This is a genomic window from Bartonella vinsonii subsp. berkhoffii ATCC 51672 (assembly GCF_902825225.1).
Lineage (GTDB): Bacteria > Pseudomonadota > Alphaproteobacteria > Rhizobiales > Rhizobiaceae > Bartonella > Bartonella berkhoffii.
The window spans coordinates 58,713-80,126 of the sequence record NZ_CADEAK010000007.1 but is presented as its reverse complement, the minus strand read 5'-3'; the positions used below and the strand labels follow the sequence as shown (position 1 = coordinate 80,126).

Annotated in this window: 11 protein-coding genes; 4 read left to right on the top strand and 7 right to left on the bottom strand. The window is 37.9% G+C overall.

Annotated elements, in window-relative coordinates; genetic code table 11:
• Nucleotides 1–4: 4 nt before the first annotated feature.
• Nucleotides 5–2,254 carry a DNA topoisomerase IV subunit A gene (parC, locus tag J7R10_RS04980; protein ID WP_010705167.1) on the bottom strand — a complete coding sequence of 750 codons (2,250 nt, stop codon included), beginning with the start codon at nt 2,252–2,254 and terminating at the stop codon, nt 5–7.
• 776 nt (nt 2,255–3,030) lie between these two features.
• Nucleotides 3,031–4,824 (bottom strand): aspartate--tRNA ligase, encoded by a 1,794-nt coding sequence (gene aspS, locus J7R10_RS04975; RefSeq protein ID WP_010705166.1) that lies wholly within the window; start codon nt 4,822–4,824, stop codon nt 3,031–3,033.
• A 131-nt stretch (nt 4,825–4,955) separates the two neighbouring features.
• Between aspS and rnd the strand changes: the two genes are divergently transcribed.
• Nucleotides 4,956–6,110, top strand: a complete 1,155-nt coding sequence (rnd, locus tag J7R10_RS04970) for a ribonuclease D (RefSeq protein ID WP_026501325.1) — start codon at nt 4,956–4,958, stop codon at nt 6,108–6,110.
• Between the two features lie 164 nt (nt 6,111–6,274).
• On the opposite strand, the gene ppx is transcribed toward rnd, so the two are convergent.
• Both ppx and J7R10_RS04960 read right to left on the bottom strand, forming a co-directional pair.
• Nucleotides 6,275–7,786, bottom strand: a complete 1,512-nt coding sequence (gene ppx, locus J7R10_RS04965; RefSeq protein WP_010705164.1) for an exopolyphosphatase — start codon at nt 7,784–7,786, stop codon at nt 6,275–6,277.
• A 6-nt stretch (nt 7,787–7,792) separates the two neighbouring features.
• Nucleotides 7,793–9,973 carry an RNA degradosome polyphosphate kinase gene (locus J7R10_RS04960; protein WP_010705163.1) on the bottom strand — a complete coding sequence of 727 codons (2,181 nt, stop codon included), beginning with the start codon at nt 9,971–9,973 and terminating at the stop codon, nt 7,793–7,795.
• Nucleotides 9,974–10,294: 321 nt separating this feature from the next.
• Here J7R10_RS04960 and J7R10_RS04955 point away from each other — a divergent pair, with 321 nt between their 5' ends.
• Both J7R10_RS04955 and J7R10_RS04950 read left to right on the top strand, forming a co-directional pair.
• Nucleotides 10,295–10,543, top strand: a complete 249-nt coding sequence (locus J7R10_RS04955; RefSeq protein WP_010705162.1) for a zinc-finger domain-containing protein — start codon at nt 10,295–10,297, stop codon at nt 10,541–10,543.
• Between the two features lie 34 nt (nt 10,544–10,577).
• Nucleotides 10,578–11,816 carry an FAD-binding protein gene (locus J7R10_RS04950; RefSeq protein WP_010705161.1) on the top strand — a complete coding sequence of 413 codons (1,239 nt, stop codon included), beginning with the start codon at nt 10,578–10,580 and terminating at the stop codon, nt 11,814–11,816.
• Nucleotides 11,817–11,963: 147 nt separating this feature from the next.
• On the opposite strand, the gene dnaE is transcribed toward J7R10_RS04950, so the two are convergent.
• Nucleotides 11,964–15,452, bottom strand: coding sequence for a DNA polymerase III subunit alpha (gene dnaE / locus J7R10_RS04945; RefSeq protein ID WP_010705160.1), 3,489 nt, complete (start codon nt 15,450–15,452; stop codon nt 11,964–11,966).
• 393 nt (nt 15,453–15,845) lie between these two features.
• On the opposite strand from dnaE, the gene recG reads away from it, so the two are divergent.
• The gene (recG, locus tag J7R10_RS04940) at nt 15,846–17,954 is read left to right on the top strand and encodes an ATP-dependent DNA helicase RecG (protein WP_010705159.1); all 2,109 of its coding nucleotides are present in this window, start codon (nt 15,846–15,848) and stop codon (nt 17,952–17,954) included.
• Between the two features lie 110 nt (nt 17,955–18,064).
• Here the strand turns inward: recG and glmS are convergent, their stop codons facing one another.
• Nucleotides 18,065–19,888 (bottom strand): glutamine--fructose-6-phosphate transaminase (isomerizing), encoded by a 1,824-nt coding sequence (gene glmS, locus J7R10_RS04935; protein ID WP_010705158.1) that lies wholly within the window; start codon nt 19,886–19,888, stop codon nt 18,065–18,067.
• A 171-nt stretch (nt 19,889–20,059) separates the two neighbouring features.
• Complete coding sequence (gene glmU, locus J7R10_RS04930) at nt 20,060–21,409, bottom strand: bifunctional UDP-N-acetylglucosamine diphosphorylase/glucosamine-1-phosphate N-acetyltransferase GlmU (protein WP_010705157.1); 1,350 nt, start codon at nt 21,407–21,409, stop codon at nt 20,060–20,062.
• Nucleotides 21,410–21,414 lie beyond the last annotated feature (5 nt).

The window sequence follows — 21,414 nt, the reverse complement described above, 5'->3', positions numbered from 1 at the left end:
TAATTTAATTGCTAAACTTCCCTGATTTTGGGAAGCCTTTTGGAACCAAACACCCCCCTCCAGCACGAGTTCCCATCCACTCAATGAGATCATCAGCTTGACGATGAAAACTGCGCTCAGCTGTATCTTGCCAACTTAAGCCTTCTGATAAATTAAAAGTTTTAGCATCAACAATGCCCCCCTCTTTGTAACGTTGCAAACGAACACCTTTACCGCGACTCATTTCTGGTATTTGTTCAATAGAAAAAACAAGCATCTTGCGGTTTTCTCCAACCACTGCAACATGATCACCTCTTACCGGAACACAAAGCCTCACTTTATCAGGGAACTTCACATTCATAACCTGCTTGCCTTTTCGTGTATTAGCAATGACTTGCGCCTCAGATACAATAAAACCATTTCCATGAGATGAAACTAAAAGAAGTTTTTCCTGCGCATTATGCACAAAAGCTGTCAGAAGATCATGCTCATCATCCATATCCACTAAAATACGAATGGGTTCACCATGCCCCCGTCCCCCAGGCAAACTATTCGCAGCAATAGAAAAAAACTTTCCACCAGTACTTAGCAGCACAATTTTATCTGTAGTAAATGCCGGAAATGCTATCTTTAAAGAATCTCCTTCTTTAAAAGAAAGTGCTTTGTAATCACTCAAATGTCCCTTCAAAGCACGCATCCATCCCTTTTCAGAAATAACAATAGTGACCGGCTCTTTTTCAATCATTGCCTGATGAATATCATCAATATCATGCTTTGGTGCTTCTTCAAATGTCGTCCGCCTTTTTCCTAAGAGAGTATCAGGAGCAAAAGTTTTACGAACTTTTATGATTTCCTCTGAAATTATTTTCCATTGTTTTGTACGAGAAGCTAACAAATTCTGCAGTTGTTCTTTTTCAGTTTTCAGCGCTTCAAATTCCTTACGAATTTCAAATTCCTCAAGTTTACGTAAAGAACGCAAACGCATATTAAGAATAGCTTCCGCTTGATTTTCTGTTAATTCAAAACGGTTGATGAGCTGCTTTTTCGGTTCATCCTCTTCACGAATAATCTGGATCACCTCATCAAGATTCAAATATGCGACAAGATAGCCGTGGAGAATTTCTAATCGGCAATCAATTTGATCAAGCCGATAATGAGAACGGCGAACAAGCACTTCTTGACGATGTTGGAGCCATTGCTGCAAACTTTCACGCAAAGAAAGAACATTGGGTATTTTTCCTAAAGACAAAACATTAAGATTAAGAGGAAATCTTACTTCAAAATCCGTTAATTTAAAAAGAGACTCCATAAGGAGCGCAGGATTAACAGTACGATTTTTGGGAACAAGCACGATACGGATATCTTCCGCCGATTCATCCTGAATATCTTCAAGCATTGGTAATCGTCGTGCAAGGAGTAACTCAGCTGTTTTTTCAATAAGGCGTGACTTTTGAACCTGATAAGGAATTTCAGTAACAACAATCACATAAGAACCACGGCTACCAGTTTCCTGATGCCAACGTGAACGCAATCGAAAGAACCCGCGCCCTGAACGATAAGATTCCTCAATACTCTTTTTAGGCTCAACTAAAATACCACCTGTTGGAAAATCAGGACCAAGCACAAATTGATTTAATTCCGCATCATTTCCATCGGGATGTGCAATCAAATGGAGTGCTGCATCACAGAGCTCAGCAACATTATGAGGTGGAATAGATGTCGCCATACCAACAGCGATACCTGATGAACCATTCGCTAAAAGATTAGGAAAAGCTCCTGGTAACACAACAGGCTCTTCATCTTCCTCATTATAGGTTAAACGGAAATCAATAGCATTTTCATTAATTCCCTCAAGCAGCAAGGCAGCCACTTCAGTCATGCGTGCTTCTGTATACCGCATAGCAGCAGCATTATCACCATCAATATTACCAAAATTTCCTTGTCCATCAATCAGTGGATAACGAACAGCGAAACTCTGCGCTAAGCGCACTAATGCATCATAAATAGATGCATCACCATGCGGATGAAATTTTCCCATTACATCCCCGACAATCCGTGCACATTTTGCATAGGATTGCCCTGGATTCAGTTTGAGTAAACGCATAGCATGAACAATACGCCGATGCACAGGTTTCAAACCATCACGCACATCTGGCAATGCACGGTGTGTAATAGTAGAAAGCGCATAAGCCAAATAACGCTCCTGTAAAGCAGAACGTAATTCTATTGGCTCAATATGTTCTTTATCAAAAGGTAAATTTATTTTATCAGACATAATATGAGGACAACAATTCCTAAAATAACGAGCAATTATTCTATAAGATTTCTTCGATACAATTTTTCATAAGCCAATTATTTTTATTAAAAATCGACTGTATAAAAATAAACCTTGTGATTAAAACATGAACAGAAAATTATATCAATTTGAAAAATTCATACGCGTGCTTTACACTTTAACCAAATAAGATAACAAAATACTTAATGTCTTAATTCAAAACCTTTTTGAAAAAATAATAAAACACCGCCTTTAAGAGATAATATAAACAACAAACAAAACAAAAAGATGAGAAAACACATTCATCATTAAATCTAGCGATTGTCACTTTTAGAATAAACAGAAAATCTAAAAAAAATGCTCTTGCCAATTTAAGTTTAGCGGCTCTAAAATAGCCAAAAGCATTACATTTTTAATAAGAACAATTTACCCTTGCTGGTATTTTTAGTGTGAATATTTCAAAAAGATTATTGATACGGATATCTTTTCCTGAAAATCTGATTACGTATTAATAATCTAATTTCTCAGGCAATAATGAATATAAAATGATATTTTATAGAGCATCTTAAAAATTCATAAAATAAACCCTTAGAATAAGGCGATATTTAACAACAGCGCATTATTCTTATAAACACTAAGGACACGTCAATTCTTTTCTACAACGTTAAAAACTCAAATAAGGCCTAAGCTTTTTATAAATAACATATATACTGATGTTCATTTAAAGGCATTAAAGCTTCACTGATAGAGAAAAATGGCAACAACTCATAATCAATTTATGAACCATTTTTCGAAACAGGGGCAACTCGTATCCCTAAATCACGCAATTGTGCAGGAGAAATATCAGATGGAGCATTCATTAAAAGATCAAGTGCTTGCTGATTCATAGGAAATAAAGCAACCTCACGTAAATTTTTAACACCTTGCAAAAGCATAATAATACGATCAACACCCGCCGCCATACCACCATGGGGTGGTGCTCCATAATGGAATGCACGATAAAGAGCACCAAAGCGATCTTCTACGACTTCTTTAGAAAGACCAGCAAGATTAAAAACTTTAAGCATCATTTCTGGTGAATGATTACGAATTCCACCTGATGCAATCTCATAACCATTGCAAACAAGATCATATTGAAAAGCTTTAAGAGTAAGAGGGTCTTGACTTTCAAGAGCGTTTTCCCCACCCTGAGGCATAGAAAAAGGGTTGTGTGCAAAATCGAGCTTTTTTTCCTCTTCATTCCATTCAAAAAATGGAAAATCAACAATCCACGCTAAAGAAAAACAATCCCTATCAACTAGATCTAATTCTTCCCCTACACGTATACGCGCTGCTCCTGCAAAAGATGCAAATTTCTTTGGATTTCCAGCCACAAAAAAACAGGCATCACCACTTTCAAATCCAAGCTGCATACGGAGTGCTTCAGTCCTTTGCTCACCAATATTTTTGGCAATAGGACCAGCACCTACAAACTTTCCTTCTTCTTCACGCCAGAAAATATAACCGAGCCCTGGTTGCCCCTCATCTTGTGCCCATCCATTCATACGATCACAAAAAGCACGGCTTCCACCCGTTTTAGCCGGAATAGCCCAAACTTGCGCATTTTTATCATTCGCTAAAATTTGAGCAAAAACTTTGAAACCAGAATCATAAAAATGCTGAGAAACATCTTCCATAATGATTGGATTACGTAAATCTGGCTTATCCGAACCATATTTTCGTATTGCTTCATCATAGGAAATACGAGGAAAGCTTTGTGTTACAGGCTTTCCATTTGCAAACTCTTCAAAAAGAGAACGCATAATAGGTTCCATTGTCACAAAAACATCTTCCTGTTCTACAAAACTCATTTCAACATCTAATTGATAAAACTCTCCAGGGAGACGATCAGCCCGCGGATCTTCATCTCTAAAACAGGGAGCAATTTGAAAATAACGATCAAAACCTGACATCATCAACAATTGTTTGTATTGTTGAGGTGCTTGCGGCAATGCATAAAATTTTCCTTGATGAATACGGCTTGGAACTAAAAAATCGCGCGCCCCTTCCGGTGATGATGCTGTCAGAAGTGGTGTCATAAACTCTGTAAAACCATTCTCTTGCATGGATCGTCTAAGAGCAGCAATAATTTCAGTACGCCGCATAATATTTTTGTGCATAGTTTCTCGACGTAAATCAAGAAAACGATATTTTAATCGAATATCTTCTGGATAATCAGGTTCGCCAAAAACGGGTAAAGGCAACTCTTCAGACTTTGAAAGGATTTCCACTTCTTTCGCAAAAATTTCAATCTCTCCTGTTGGAAGAGAGCTATTAATGACTTCATCAGAACGTGCACACACTTCCCCATCTACACGAATAACCCACTCAGAACGCACTTTTTCGATAATTTTAAAAGCTGGCGAAGCAGGATCAGCAACAATCTGTGTGATTCCAAAATGATCACGCAAGTCTACAAAAAGGATTCCTCCATGATCACGGACACGATGAACCCATCCCGAAAGACGAACTTTTGTTCCTACATCACATTTACGAAGAGCAGCGCAATGATGACTGCGATAACGATGCATAGTTTTTGCCTTTGATTATAATTCCACATGCGTTACAAACGCTTTTTAACAACCATTTGTCAAGATATGAGAATAAAGACTCAAAAAAAAAGTCAATAAAAGACAAATTTAATTTATCTAGCTATAATAGAATGATGAATCTTATTACACAAACAACAGATCTTGAAATTGCCATTGCTGCTCTACGTAACTCAGATTTTGTAACAGTAGATACTGAATTTATCCGTGAAACGACCTTTTGGCCTCAATTGTGTTTAATTCAACTTGCATCACCAGATGTCACAATACTCATTGACCCAATAGCACAAGATATAAATCTACAAGCATTTTTTGATCTCATGGTAGATAAAAAAATCATCAAAGTTTTTCATGCTGCACGTCAAGACATCGAAACTATTTATCATCTTGGAGGAATCATTCCCTATCCTCTCTTTGACACACAAATAGCAGGATCAATTTGTGGATTTGGTGATTCTATCTCCTATGATCAAATTGTACAACGCTGCACAGGTCATCACATTGATAAATCATCCCGTTTTACAGATTGGAGTTACCGTCCTCTCTCCGAAAAACAACTGCTCTATGCGCTTGCTGATGTGACCTATCTAAGAGACGTTTATCTCTTATTAAAAAAGCAGTTAGAAAAAAACAAACGTACCCATTGGATGGATGATGAAATAGCGGTACTGTTAGCACCAAAAACCTATGATATGCCTGAAGATGAAGCATGGAAAAGAGTAAAAGGCAAAGTACAAAAACAGCGTGAACTTGCCGTATTACAAAAAATAGCAGCTTGGCGTGAACGCAAAGCACGAAGATATAATATCCCACGTCGTCACATCATGAAAGACGAATGTCTTATTGAAATCGCCATCCAACAACCAAAAGATGAAGCTGCTTTGAAACGTTTGCGTAGCTTGAATAAAAATTGGAATAAATTCTCCATCGCACAAACGTTAATAAAAGCTGTCCACGAAGGTTTAGAAGTTGATCTTGCTACTGTACCCGCTCTTCCTAAATATAATCCACTGAATGAAACATCGAATGCCGTTGTCGATCTTCTCAAAGTGTTATTAAAACTTGTTGCAAATGAAAACGGTATTGCACCAAAAATTATTGCAACTTCCAATGACTTAGAAAAAATCGCCCATGGATGTAAAAAGAAAAATATTCCCGCTATGAATGGTTGGCGCTATGAAATATTTGGTCAAAAAGCTGAACAAATGCTCAAAGGTCAGATAGGGTTTTATTTTAACAATGGAAAAATAAGCACCAAACAGTTTTGATTTACAAAAATGAGCTATTTGTATTCAGAGAATTGCTATAAAAGTCTTCTAAGGATGGGATTTACCTTATTGAGTATAAAAATGAATGCATTATCACACATATCGCTCAACAACTAAAAGATGATGCTGCAGAGCAATCAAAATACGTGATAATACAGTAAAAATCAGGATGTTTCAAAAGAAAGAGGCAGTTTTACTATTTTTGATAATTTCTTTAACCGAGCGAGAGGGCGTTCTCCTAATAAATCAGTATAACGCTTGGGAATGTGCAAAACAACATGATCTGTTTTTTTATACCACGATAAATAGGGTAAAATGCCTGCAGTAGAAGCACTAAAAAGGTGAGCAATCCGCATAGTTTCACCGAGAATGCGTGCTTTCTCAATTATGTTCTTCGTTGCTAATTGAAAAATAGGAAGAGATTCTTCATCAACGAGCAAACTTGTATTACGAAAAAAAACAGCGAGCGCAGCATAAACACGTCCCTCATGAGAAATTCCCGGATAAGATCCCAGAGCTATCTGATGCGCCGCTTCATTCCCCCGATAATCTGGATGGATACGCCAACCAATATCCGCAAGAAGACAAGCAGCCTTACGGTAACGATATTCATCTTCAGTCTCTGAAATTCCAAAAACCTCAAAAGCATTGGTAGTAAAATTAATGAGTTCTTCTGCCTGCTTTGGTGAACGCGCCCGTAGAATGGCCATTTCAGTGCATGCTGCAATGAGAGGATCTGAAAGACGAATCTCTTGCGGCAACCGTGAATAAAGAAAGCCTTCACGAACTCCAGCACCAGAAAAGATAATCTTTTCAAATCTCATACATTGAATAAGCTCAATAAGAACAATCGCCCCATAAGATAACAGCTGACGGCGATTTTTTGAAACAGCTGAAATTCCTTTCATATTATCGATACTGTCACGCACGACAAAACGCAGGAAATCTTCCATTTCAACTGCATCAACTTCATAGCCATGCATAACAGGTAGCCGATAATGTTTGGTTGCCATATGAAGTTTTGCTAAATTACGCCAAGTTCCTCCTACTGCATAAAAACAACGTGCCATGCTTTTACGAATAACAGCAGATTTACTAAAATGCTCATGAGCAATTTTTGTAGCAACAGCAATATCATGATTGGACATATACTGTAGCTGTAAACCACCTAAAGGCAGAGTTATCCCCTCACCCATATGAGGGTAATCAATATCAATAAGTTCAAGACTTCCACCACCAAGATCTCCAGAGATCCCCTTTGGCTGGTAAAAAGTAGAAATAACTCCATATGCTGAATAAAGCGCCTCTTCAGTTCCTGAAAGAAGATCTATTTTATTTTGCAAGACATTTTCGGCATTTTGAATAAATGCTAATCCATTTTTTGCTTCTCGTGCTGCGGCTGTTGCTATTGTATAGACATCATCTGCTCCAATCTGCTGACAAAGCGTACGAAACCGTTTCAGTGTTCGCAATGTCATTTGCATTGATTTCTCTTCTAAAAAACCAGTTTTTGCAACACCTTGACCAAGACCACAGAGAACTTTTTCATTAAATAAAACTGTTGGTGAACGAACAAGTCCCTCATAAATAACAAGCCGAACAGAGTTTGAACCAATATCGATCACAGCAACAGGCTTACATCCTTTTAGCCGACCCTGAGCATCTTTATATGTCATTGGATTTCAGTCTTTATGTATTTCGGCTCGCTGCCGATGCAACGCAACCAAACGTGAAGCAGAAGACTCAAAAGATTTCTCCCATCCCCAAAGACCTGCTTTGGCCATAAAATACTCCTGCGCATTAAACTGTCTTTCACCTCTTTGCGGTGTTATACGCCTTGAGGTCCCATCATTTAGTATATCAAAGCTTTGTTGATTATCAATAATATTAGCCAGCATTATTTGTAAAAGAATCTGCTTACGAACCGTTTTATTCAAAACTGGAATCAATATTTCAATCCGATAATCCAAATTACGAGGCATCATGTCAGCCGATCCTAAATAAACAACAGCGTTCTCATTCGGTAAATCTTGACCATTACCAAAACAAAAAATACGACTATGTTCAAGAAAACGCCCTACAATCGATTTTGCACGAATATTATCTGAAATTCTTGGAATATGAGGACGCAAACAACATATGCCACGCACCACCAAATCAACCTGTACACCCGCTTGACTAGCTCTATATAAAGCATCAATAATTTCAGGATCAACCAATGCATTCACTTTCATCCAAATAGCAGCAAACCGCCCCTGTTTTGCATTGGTAATTTCTTCTTCAATGTGTTTCAGAATACGACTACGCAATGTTAAGGGTGAAAAAGCAATCTTCATTGTTTTATTTGGGCGTTCATATTGAGCAATATAATTGAACAACAACGAAACATCATGACCAATAGCATCATCAGTGGTAAAAAAAGAAAGATCGGTATAAACTTTAGCATTAACTGGATGATAATTTCCAGTTCCAAGATGGACGTAAGAGCAAAGACGTTTTCCTTCACGTCTTACAATGAGTGACATTTTAGCATGTGTTTTTAAAGCAATAAAACCAAAAAAAACACGCACACCTGCACGCTCAAGATCACGCGCCCAACGAATATTAGCTTCCTCATCAAAACGTGCTTTAAGCTCTACCAAAGCAGTGACCGCTTTTCCTTGTTCAGCAGCCTCAATCAAAGCACTAACAATGGGGCTATCATTTGATGTACGATAAAGCGTTTGTTTGATTTCCAAAACATCAGGATCACGAGCAGCTTGACGTAAAAATTGCACAACAACATCAAATGATTCATAAGGATGATGAATCACGATATCATTTTTACGAATAGCCGCAAAACAATCACCATTATGCTCACATATACATTCAGGAAAGCGAGGATTATAAGGAATAAATTTTAGATCATCACGTGGAATAGACACAATCTCTGACAGCATATTAAGTGCCAAAAATCCATCGAGAACACTGATACAATTATCAGGAACAGAAAGACTTTTCGTTATAAATTGACGTAAATTTTTGGGCATTTTTGCGTCAAATTCAATGCGAATAACCTGCCCGCGACGGCGCTTTTTAAGAGCCATTTCAAAAAAATGAACAAGGTCTTCTGCCTCTTCTTCTACTTCAATATCACTATCACGAATTACCCTAAATGTACCAATTCCATCAACTTTAAAATCAGGAAATACATAACGCATAAAAAGGCTCATAACATCTTCAGACGCAATAAAACGAAAATTACTGCTTTCTTGAGGAAGAAGAATAAAACGCTTTAAAGTCGTTGGAACAGGCAGCACAACTATGAATGAGTTTTGATCAGCACATCGAGATAATCGAAGAGCAAGTGAAAGCCCTAAATTAGGAACGAATGGAAAAGAATGTGTAGAATCAACAGATAAAGGTTTTAGAACAGGATAAATTATATCAAGAAAATATTTTTCAAGCCATGATTTTTCAATTTCCGAAAGCCCCTCAGGACAAATAATTTCAATATCATTCTGTTTTAATTCGTAACGTAAAACTCTCAACTCTTTTAGTTGGCGCGCTTGCAAATGTGAAGTCTCAGCTAACACAAAATCAAGTTGCTCCCGTGGTGTACGCCCATCCGCACTACACACTGTAACCTTATCACGAATTTGAGCAGCAAGACCAGCAACACGAACCATAAAAAATTCATCAAGATTAGCTGCTGAAATCGAAAGAAATTGTAGCCGTTCTAGTAAAGGATGTTTTGGATTAGCTGCTTCCATCAATACACGCATATTAAATTGTAGCCATGAAAATTCTCTATTAACAAACCGCATCGGATTTTTCATTGTTATATCCGATAGAGAAATCTGATCTGTCACCCTCTGTTTCATAGACTCTCGCTAAGCTTCCTTTTTATTCTCTAAAATTCTTATGGATAAATATCTCATAAAACGCTTTATGATCTGTTACCGTAATAATAACATATTAATGAATAAATTTCCTTATTTATAGGCATTTCATATTTCAAAACCCTTGGAACTCTCTTCCCTTTCCAAATGTTCAAAACACGGTAATGGGTCTGTATAACAAAAAGAACTTTGGTTTATCTTAAAAAGCTCCTTGCATTATTCTAAGCTTTATTACAAACTCATGTATAGAAAAGAGAAGATCGAAATCATACCTAATTTATGCAATTTATTCGGAGCTTGTTTATGGCCGATCACAACATTCCCCATTTTCAGAATGATCTTGGATATAAAACCATCGAAATTGGTGTAAAAGAATTTATGTGCGTAGGTGCGACACAACCATTCGATCATCCCCATATTTTTATCGATATGGGATCAATGGATGAAAAAATTTGTCCTTATTGTTCAACACTTTATCGCTATGTTCCCTCACTATCATACAATCAAACAAACCCCACAGGATGTTTATATCACCCAAACAATTCATTATAGTGCATCCTCTGCTCTTTCAATATGAAGGAAACACATGGATCAATCACCAATCATTGTTGGAGGAGGTATTGCTGGTTTAAGTACTGCTCTGGCTCTCGCCCATAAAGGAATTGCAACGACACTTATCGAAAAGTGTACACAGCTTGATGCTGTAGGTGCTGGTATTCAGCTTACCCCCAATGCAACCCGTATCCTTGCACATTGGGGAATTCTCAGCAAGCTTCTTGAAAAAGGTACAACACCACTTTTTCTTGAGTTGAGAGATGGAATTTCTTTAAAAGTGCGACTGCGTGCTAATCTCATCAATTTATCGGACAAAAATTGGAGTGCTCCGTATATCACGATTCATCGTGCAGATTTACAAAAAGTTTTATACAACGTTGTCATGGAAAATCCTTTGGTCAAATATAAAACAGGCGAAACTGTTGTATCCTCTACCCAAACGGCTCCTAATAGCATTCATATAAAAACAAGAAAGACAGATGTATCAACTGAGCCACAACAACATCAGTTTTGTTCAACACCACTTCTTATCGGCTGTGATGGTGTTTGGTCCACATTACGGCAATTAGCTCCTTTTCGTGAAATAGCAAGTTTCAGTGGCTTTATTGCTTGGCGTGCAACAACAGAATTTGATAATCTTCCTAAAAGCTTTTGTTCTTTATTACAAAATGTGAAGACAATTACCGCTTGGATGGGACCCCAAAACCATCTTGTTGTCTATCCCATTCAATCATCAGCAAACGTGTTTAATTTTGTCGCCATTACGCATGGAAAAATTTCAAAAAAAGGATGGACACACAAAGGAAATAAAGAAAATTTGAAATCTCTTTTTAAAGGTTGGAATTCGCAAATTTTGCAAGTCTTTGACCATATCGATGAATGGACCTATTGGCCCCTCTTTCAAATGAAACAGAACCGTTTTTTAGGTTTAGAAAGACAAGTATTTGTTGGAGACTGTGCGCACGCAGCCTTACCCTTTGCAGCGCAAGGTGCTGCTATGGCAATCGAAGATGCAGCCACATTAGCAGAAGTGCTTTCGCTTAAAGACCTTTCATTAACGAAAGCTCTTTCGCTTTACGAAAAAATACGCATGCCCAGAATTACAGCAGTAAAAAAACGTGGAGACTTTAATAAAATAGCTTATCATGCAACGGGTTCTCTAGCAATTGCACGTAATTTCATCATGAAAATTCGCACACCAGAGAATATCATGTCTAGCCTTAATTGGCTTTATATGTATGATGCTATGAACTTAACGGAAATAAAATGAGATGTCTTTTTGATTTCGTTACATAAGAAATGCATCATAGCGCAATAAAACCTTTTAAAACTTACAATCCAATTCAAAGCAAAGTTTTAAGCCACTGATAAAGCAAGAACACGCTTCAAAATAAGCCGTTACTTCATAACTCTTGCTTTAAACCAATTCCACATTGACAACACCTTGTATCACTTTCATAGCATTCGCCACACGTGAATTAACCTTGTATCGTTTTGGAAGCGTAATTTCGACTTCACGTAATCCATCCTCTTGAATGAGAATAAGTCCCACTTCCCCATTTCCACCAAGATTTAGATTCTGCTCAATTTGCGGAAGCATATCAACTGTTTTGATAAAAAGGCGCATCATTTTATGACGTTGTAAGTCCTCATTTTCCAAAGATTGAACTGTCTCAAGTCGCAAACTGATGCCCTCAGAGCGATTTTCTGCACTCACTGTAATGATAAAAGATTTCCCTGGCTCTAGAATCTCCTCATAATCCGAAAGTCCCTCGGAAAAGAGAACTGTCTCATACTGACCACTCGTATCAGAAAAATGAATAATCCCCATTTTCTTACCAGATTTTGTTTTACGTACTTGTTTTGCTACGACAGTTCCAGCAAGCCTAGCAGCTTCTGCTCCTCCTTTGACAGCATTAGCAAAATTAATCCAAGTTTGTACGCGTTTTTTAGCAAGAATATCCTGATACTCATCCAAAGGATGAGCAGAAAAGTAAAAACCTATTACTTGAAACTCTCGATAAAGTTTTTCATCTGGTAACCAAGGAGCTGTTTGCGATAAAATCAAAGGCTCTTTTAACCCATCCGTCATCCCAAATATATCAATCTGTCCACTAGAATGATTATCAAGAATACGAAGTGCACGTGCATGAAGAGTTCCAAGACTTTCCAATAAAATCTCACGTGCAATATGAAAGCAATCAAAGGCGCCAGCACAAATCAAACTTTCCATTGCACGCTTATTAACAATACGGGGATCAATACGCTCACAAAAATCTTCTATATCCTTAAAAGGTTTATTTCCACGGCAAGCTACAATATGATCGACGACCGCTTCTCCCACACCTTTAATGGCAGCAAGAGAATAATAAATACAGTTATCACCAACTTCAAAAAACCGATGTGATGTTTGCAAACAAGGTGCAATCACTTTAATACCCAATCGTAATGCTTCACGCCGAAAATCATTTAATTTATCCGTATTTGTCATATCATACGTCATTGAAGCAGCTAAAAACTCAACTGGATGATGTGCTTTCATATAAGCTGTTTGGTAAGAAACAATCGCATAAGCAGCGGCATGCGATTTATTAAAACCATAATCTGCAAATTTTGCTAAAAGATCAAAAATAATATCAGCTTGATCCTTATCAACACCACCAGCAACAGCTCCCTCTACAAAGCGCGTACGTTGTTGTTGCATTTCTTTATGAATTTTTTTGCCCATAGCCCTACGTAATAAATCCGCCTCCCCAAGCGAATAACCAGCAAGCACTTGAGCAATTTGCATGACCTGTTCTTGATACACAATAACACCTTGTGTCTCTTGAATCAGATGATCTATCTTCGGATGAATAGAAGCAATTTCTTCTTCCCCATGTTTGCGCGCGTTATAGGTTGGAATATTCTCCATTGGACCAGGACGATAAAGCGCCACAAGAGCAATAATATCTTCAATACGATCTGGCTTCATCCCAATTAATGCCTTACGCATACCGGAACTTTCCACTTGAAACACGCCAACCGTTTCACCACGTGCCATCATAGCATAGGTTGCTTCATCATTCAGAGAGATATTCGACAAATCTATTTGAATACCCTTTCGTGCGACAAAATCTACCGCCATTTTCAAAACAGTAAGCGTTTTTAATCCAAGAAAATCAAATTTTACCAGCCCAGCCTGTTCAACATATTTCATGTTAAATTGTGTAACAGGCATATCGGAACGAGGATCACGATACATAGGAACAAGTTCTGAAAGTGGCCGATCACCAATGACAATCCCTGCTGCATGAGTTGATGCATGACGATAAAGCCCCTCCAGCTGAAGTGCTATATCTAACACGCGTCCCACAACCGGATCTTTTTTCTTTTCTTCCTCAAATTTAGGCTCATCCTTGATAGCATCAGCCAATTCAACTTGGCTCCCAGGTGTAGCAGGAACTAATTTTGTAAGATAATCCACTTGACGATAAGGAACTTCTAAAACACGCCCAACATCACGCAGCACCGCACGTGCTTGTAACTTACCAAATGTAATAATTTGTGCAACTTGATCACGTCCATATTTTTTTTGAACATATTGAATAACTTCTTCGCGCCGCTCTTGACAAAAATCGATATCAAAATCTGGCATAGAAACACGATCTGGATTCAGAAAACGTTCAAAGAGAAGAGAAAAACGCAATGGATCAACATCGGTAATAGTCAAAGCATAAGCAACAAGTGAACCAGCACCAGAACCACGTCCCGGTCCAACAGGGATATCATGCGCCTTCGCCCATTTTATGAAATCTGAAACGATAAGAAAGTAGCCAGAAAATTGCATACGCGTAATAACGGAAACTTCATAGTCAAGCCGCTGCTCATAATCTGCAACAGTATATCCTTCGGCCAATCCAATTGTCTCAAGGCGCATTTTTAAACCCGCCTTGGCTTGATTTAATAATTCACGATCTTCTACTTCTAAAGCAAAGTTTGAATCAACAGACTGCTCTATAAAACGAGGCAAAATTGGTTTTCGAATGGGTGTGGCCGTATGACAACGCAAGGCAATTTCAACGCTGTTCTCCAGAGCTTCTGGAAGATCAGAAAACAGTGCAACCATTTCATCTTGTGACTTCAAATAATGATCCGGTGTTACACGTTTACGATCTGGATTAGAGACAATTTGTCCTTCTGCAACCGCCATCAGTGCATCATGTGCTTCATAGCCTTCTCTCTTCAGAAAAAAAGCGTCATTGGTTGCAACAAGAGGAATTTCATGTGCGTAAGCCAACTCAATAAGTGCAGCTTCTACTTGTCGATCAAAAGAGCCATGCCGCTGTAATTCCACATAAAGACGATCACCAAAAAGATTTTTTAAAGAAATTAAACGTTCAACAGCACGTTCTTTTCTTCCTTCTGCCAAAGAAAAATTAAGTGGACCTCCCTTACCACCTGTTAAAGCGATGATTCCTTCACTGTGTGACGATAACCAATCAGCTTTAATATGAGGAGGTTCAGTATCACACTTATCAAGATAGGCACGACTAACAAGACGAACCAAATGAGCATAACCGATCTCACTAGCCGCTAACAAAACAAGAGAACACAAATCAGAAGGATGGTGCCATTTAGCAAAACGCGAATTATCATTTTCATCACCAAAATCAACGGTAAGCTGACAGCCAATAATAGGCTGTATCCCATGCGAAAAACAATATTGTGAAAACTCCAACGCACCAAATAAATTATTCGTATCAGTGATAGCAACTGCTGGCGTTTGATCCGAAATCGCATGTTGAATAATTTGCGGAATTTTTAAAGCCCCTTCAAGCAGCGAATAAGCAGAGTGCACTCTCAAATGAATAAAGCGAGGAAGAGATTTTTTTATCTCTCGTATTGTATTTTTATCTTCTGCCACTCTCAAATTTCCCACTGCAAAATAAATACCAAATTGCAATCCTTATTTGTCTTAATCATAACAAAATACTCTAAATGATTATGCTCTTAAATCTATAAAAACATTACTCTGCATATGAAGCCAAGACATTCCAGTTTTATTGATATTTACAGAAGACTTCCATGAAGAAAATATCTCTATTCACAGCAAATAAACACACAAAAACAAAAAGGAGAAAATGATAGAATATTATTGACACTCTATTTTTGTACTCTTTTTATTATGTACCTTTAAATATTGAATTTTTTTCTTAAAATGCAAAGTATAAAGAAAGAAAATTTCACGTATATAACTTATCCCCAAAAAGCCTTTTAAAACACTAGAAAAAATGAAAAGAGCAGGCTAAATTTCCTTATGCCTCCAAGCCTTATTACACCTCTTTTTAATTCTATCCGCACTCTTTCTGGGGTTACACCGAAGGTCTATGGCTTACTAGCCAAAGTCTTAAACATTAATCCAATACAACGTGACCCTACCCTTATTGATCTGCTACAATTAATGCCCCATTCCGTTATAGACCGTAGAATGCGTCCCAGCATTGCCTGCACACAAGAAGGGAGCACCACTACTCTGGAAATTGTTATTGATCAGCATCAACCACCACCCGTTGGCCATAACCGCTTGCCCTATCGAGTTATTGCGCATGATCCAACAGGAAAAATAAACTTAGTTTTTTTTCGTGCCCAAAATTCTTGGCTCAAAAAACAACTACCTGAAGGAAAAAAAGTTATTGTATCAGGAAAAGTTGAACTGTTTAATGGTCAACTTTCAATGGTACATCCCGATCATATCGTACCAAGCGAACAACCAAATCAAATTCCCTTCATTGAACCCATTTACCCCTCTACCGCCGGACTATCAGGAAAAACACTAAGACGTGCAATACAAAACGCTTTAGATTACATCCCTCTCTTACCAGAATGGATAGAAGAAAGCGTCAAAAAGCAACAAAACTTTTCTTCTTTTTCTGTTTCTTTACGCCGCATCCATGCACCCGTAGACCCTGATGATTTAACCTTAGAAAGTACTGCACGCAAACGTCTTGCCTATGATGAATTACTCGCTTCTCAATTAGCTCTTGGCCTAATGCGTTTAAAAACCAAATCTCTTTCTGGCGCTTCTCAACCATCAACAGGAACTTACATTCAAAAATTGCTGAAAGCCCTCCCCTTTCAACTGACAACTGGACAAACAAAAGCAATACAAGATATTGCAAATGATCTTGCTTCACCAGAACCAATGCTAAGACTTCTCCAAGGTGATGTAGGAGCAGGAAAAACTGTTGTTGCACTGATGGCAATGGCACAAGTTGCTGAAAATTTAGGACAATCCGCTTTAATGGCTCCTACAGAAGTTCTTGCTAGGCAACACTTTGCTACAATTGCGCCTCTTGCTGAAAGGATCGGGCTACAAACAGTTCTTTTAACAGGACGAGAAAAAGGAAAATCACGCACAAATATTTTAAATAATATTTTATCAGGCCAAGCTTCTCTTATTATCGGAACCCATGCTCTTATACAAAATACCGTCACCTATCATAATCTTACTTTAGCCATTATCGATGAACAGCATCGTTTTGGTGTGCATCAACGTCTTGCCCTTACAGCAAAAGGCCATAAACCTGATATGCTGGTAATGACCGCTACCCCTATTCCACGCACACTCGTCTTGACCGCTTTTGGTGATATGGATGTTTCTAAAATTACCGAAAAACCAATAGGACGACAACCAATTACAACAGCAACACTTTCTTTAAAACGTATTGATGAACTCATAAAACGCATTGCTGTTGCCTTAGAAAAAGGTGAAAAACTCTATTGGATTTGTCCTTTAGTAGAAGAATCATCAACTCTTGATCTCACTTCCATTGAGAGTCGTTTTGCTATTCTCCATGAACGATTTGGAGCACGTGTTGGTATGATACATGGAAAAATGTCTACAGTTGAAAAAGAGTCCGCAATGGCATCTTTTAAATGTGGAGATATCTGTATTTTAGTTGCAACCACGGTTATTGAAGTCGGAGTAGATATTCCTGATGTTTCCATCATTATCATAGAACATGCGGAGCATTTTGGTCTTTCACAATTGCACCAATTGCGTGGACGTGTTGGACGGGGAGAAAAAAAGTCTTCCTGTATTTTACTCTATAAAGATCCACTCACAAAAAATGCTGCAGAACGTCTTAATATCATACGCAATACAGAAGATGGCTTTAAAATTGCAGAAGAAGACTGGCGTTTACGAGGAGAAGGGGAGCTTTTAGGAACACGTCAATCTGGTATGCCTGAGTTCCGCATAGCAAACCTTGCAGTACATAGTGATCTTTTATCAATGGCAAGAAAAGATGCACGTTTATTTTTACAACGTGATCCTACCCTCTCTTCAGAACGAGGAAAAACGCTCCGTTTGCTCCTTTATCTTTTCGGACGTGATGATGCTACACGTCTATTACGCGCAGGATAACAAGAAAAAAGCAATTAAATAAAAATGAAAAGCTTCACAAGATACTATTGTGAAAATGCTTTTATAAATTTTTATCTCTTATTATTTTTCAATAAAACCCTCAAAAAATTTTACTCAACAGTGACTGATTTTGCCAAGTTACGGGGCTGATCAACGTCTGTTCCCAATAAAACAGCTGTATGATAGGCAATTAATTGAATGGGTAAAGCATAAATAATGGGCGCAATAAATTCTGGAATATCGGGCAAAATAACAGTTGATAAGGTATCAAAATGAACTGCTTCTGCCCCTTTTTTATTAGTGATTAAAATAATACGACCATTGCGTGCTGCCACTTCTTGCATATTAAAAAAAGTTTTTTCAAACCACCGATCATAAGGTGCTACAACAATCACTGGAATTGTCTCATCCACCAGTGCAATCGGCCCATGTTTTAACTCTCCTGCAGCATAACCTTCAGCGTGAATATAAGAAAGCTCTTTCAATTTAAGTGCTCCCTCCAAAGCAATGGGGTAAGAAGTCCCCCGTCCGAGATAAAGAACACTTTTTACACTTACGAGATGACGACAAATCTGTTCAATCTTATCATCTAACTTTAGAACCTCGTTTAAAATCCGCGGCACTTCTGCCAATTGTTGAACAAATTGATGTTCTGCTTTCTCTGCAATAAACCCACGTTGCTTAGCAGCACTAAGCGCCATTGCAGCAAGCGTTGCCAACTGACAAGTAAAAGCTTTTGTTGAGGCAACACCAATTTCTGGACCTGCTAATGTTGGGAGAATAAAATCAGCTTCTCTTGCCATTGTCGATTGCTCAACATTGACAATTGTTGCTGTTTTCATACCATTCTCACGACAATAACGCAAAGATGCCAATGTATCAGCTGTTTCACCAGATTGAGAAACAAATATCGGCAAGACATCAGCTGTGATAGGAGGTTCACGATAACGAAATTCAGAAGCCACATCATTATCAACACTTAAAGCAGCAAAACTCTCAAACCAATAACGTGCAACTAAAGTTGAATAATAAGCTGTTCCACAGCTTGCAAAAAATATTCGATTAATATTTTTCCAATCAATCAAATTCTCAAATGAGCGAACCGTATGATTTCCAAGATCAAGATAATGCGCTAAATTATGAGAAATCACTTCAGGTTGTTCAAACATTTCCTTGTGCATGAAATGACGATGATTCCCTTTAGAAACCAATAAAGCTCCTTCAAATAATGTTGTAATAGGACGTTTTGCCAATTTGTTATTGGCATCGTAAATTGTTACAGCTTCCCGTGTCAGAACAGCCAAATCACCATCTTCCATATAACTAATACGATCTGTAAATGAAGCTAAAGCGATGGCATCCGATCCTACAAAAAATTCATCTTTTCCATAACCAATCACCAAAGGTGGACCAGAACGAACAGCAATCATAAGGTTATCTTCACCTTGAAAAATAACAGCAATAGCAAAGGCGCCTTTCAACCTTTTCCAACTTGTGCGCATTGCTTCTTGCGGAGAAAGACCATTTTTTAGTGCACGGGTAATTAAATGGGCAATAACCTCTGTATCCGTCTCTGTTTCAAAGATATAACCATCTTCAATGAGTTCCTTTTGCAATTCTACAAAATTTTCAATAATACCGTTATGAACAATCGCAAGTCGTTCCGTTACATGAGGATGCGCATTCCGTTCCACAGCAACTCCATGTGTAGCCCAGCGTGTATGACCAATTCCTAAATTTCCTTCTAGAGGTGTCTTTTTTAACTTTTCTTCTAAGTGAAAGAGTTTTCCTTCAGCACGCATACGGTAAAGGCGTCCATTATGCACTGTCGCTATACCAGATGAATCATAGCCTCTATATTCAAGACGCCTCAAACCATCAACCAAAGAGGATGTAACACACTTATTGCCGAGAATTCCGATAATACCGCACATTAAAAGCTCCAACTCACATCCTAAATTTAGAGTATTCCATAAAACAATCCAATAAGCCTTTATTTAAAGCCTTAAATCACCACATAACTCAAATATGTAACATAACAATACTTAAAAATAAGTCTCCCAATTGTGAGATTATCATAAAGTAAAAAAATAAACTGAATCTGATCACTTTTTCTGTTTTTTTGCTGACAAACGTGCACGCAATCTTGCTGCACAATCCTCTTTTATAACCTGTCGTGCACGCCCAAAAGCTATACTGTTTATAGGTACATTTTCAGTGATAACGCTTCCTGAAGCAATATAAGAACTTTTTCCAATAATTAAGGGAGCAATAAGTGCTGAATTAGAACCAATAAAAGCATTATCACCAATCTCAGTTTTATATTTATGAAATCCATCATAATTGCACGTAATCGTACCAGCTCCAATATTGCTCGCTGCACCAATTTCTGCATTACCGATATAACTTAAATGATTAATTTTAGTAGCCTCTCCTACTTTTGCTTGTTTAATTTCACAAAAGTTTCCAACCTTCACAGATCGTGCTAACTCTGTTCCAGGACGCAAACGTGCGTAAGGACCAATCCTTGCATTCGCACCAACCACCGCTCCTGTTAAATAACTAAATGCATGAATAACAGAACCAGAATGTACTTTTACTCCTAGCCCAAAATAAACATTTGGCTCGATGACGACATCTGGTTCAATTTCTGTATCATAAGAAAAATAAACAGTTTCTGGTTTAAGGATCGTAACACCAGACAACATGAGAGCGTGTGCTTTGCGCTTTTGCCACACAGCATCAGCATCAGAAAGCTCCAAACAGTTATTAATTCCTATAAAATTGTCAAAAGGTACTTCAACAACTCGAACATCTAATCCTTCACGTGCCGCAATAGAAACAATATCCGTTAAATAATATTCTTGCTTCAAATTATGATTATCAACCTTCTCTAAAAGAGAAAGTGCATGCTTGCCATTAATGGCCATTATTCCACCATTACAAAAAGAAATTTTTCTCTCTTCATCACTTGCATCTTTTTCTTCTACAATCGCGATAACTTTACTATTTTTCTCAAGAAGACGCCCATAACCTGTTGGATCTGAAGCATAAAAACCAGCAACAACAACATCAGCTCCCTCAGCAAGCTGCGCACGAATTTTTAGCAATGAATCTTGCTCAACCAAAGGCGTGTCACCAAAAACAATAAGAACATCATCCGCCCCTTTTTGCAAAACTGGACGAGCGCAAAGAGCCGCATGAGCCGTTCCTAAACGTTCTTTTTGTTCAAAAATCATTGCATTTTTTACAAATGATTGAACAATTTCAGTGACATCTTCAGCACCAAGCCCTACAACAACTGCTAATCGTGAAATGCCTGCCAATTCTATTTGTTTGAGAACATGGCATATAAGAGGTAATCCAGCAATTTTATGCAATACTTTAGGAAGAGACGACTTCATACGCGTCCCCTCACCTGCTGCAAGAACAATAGAAAGACAATTTCTAACCATAAAAA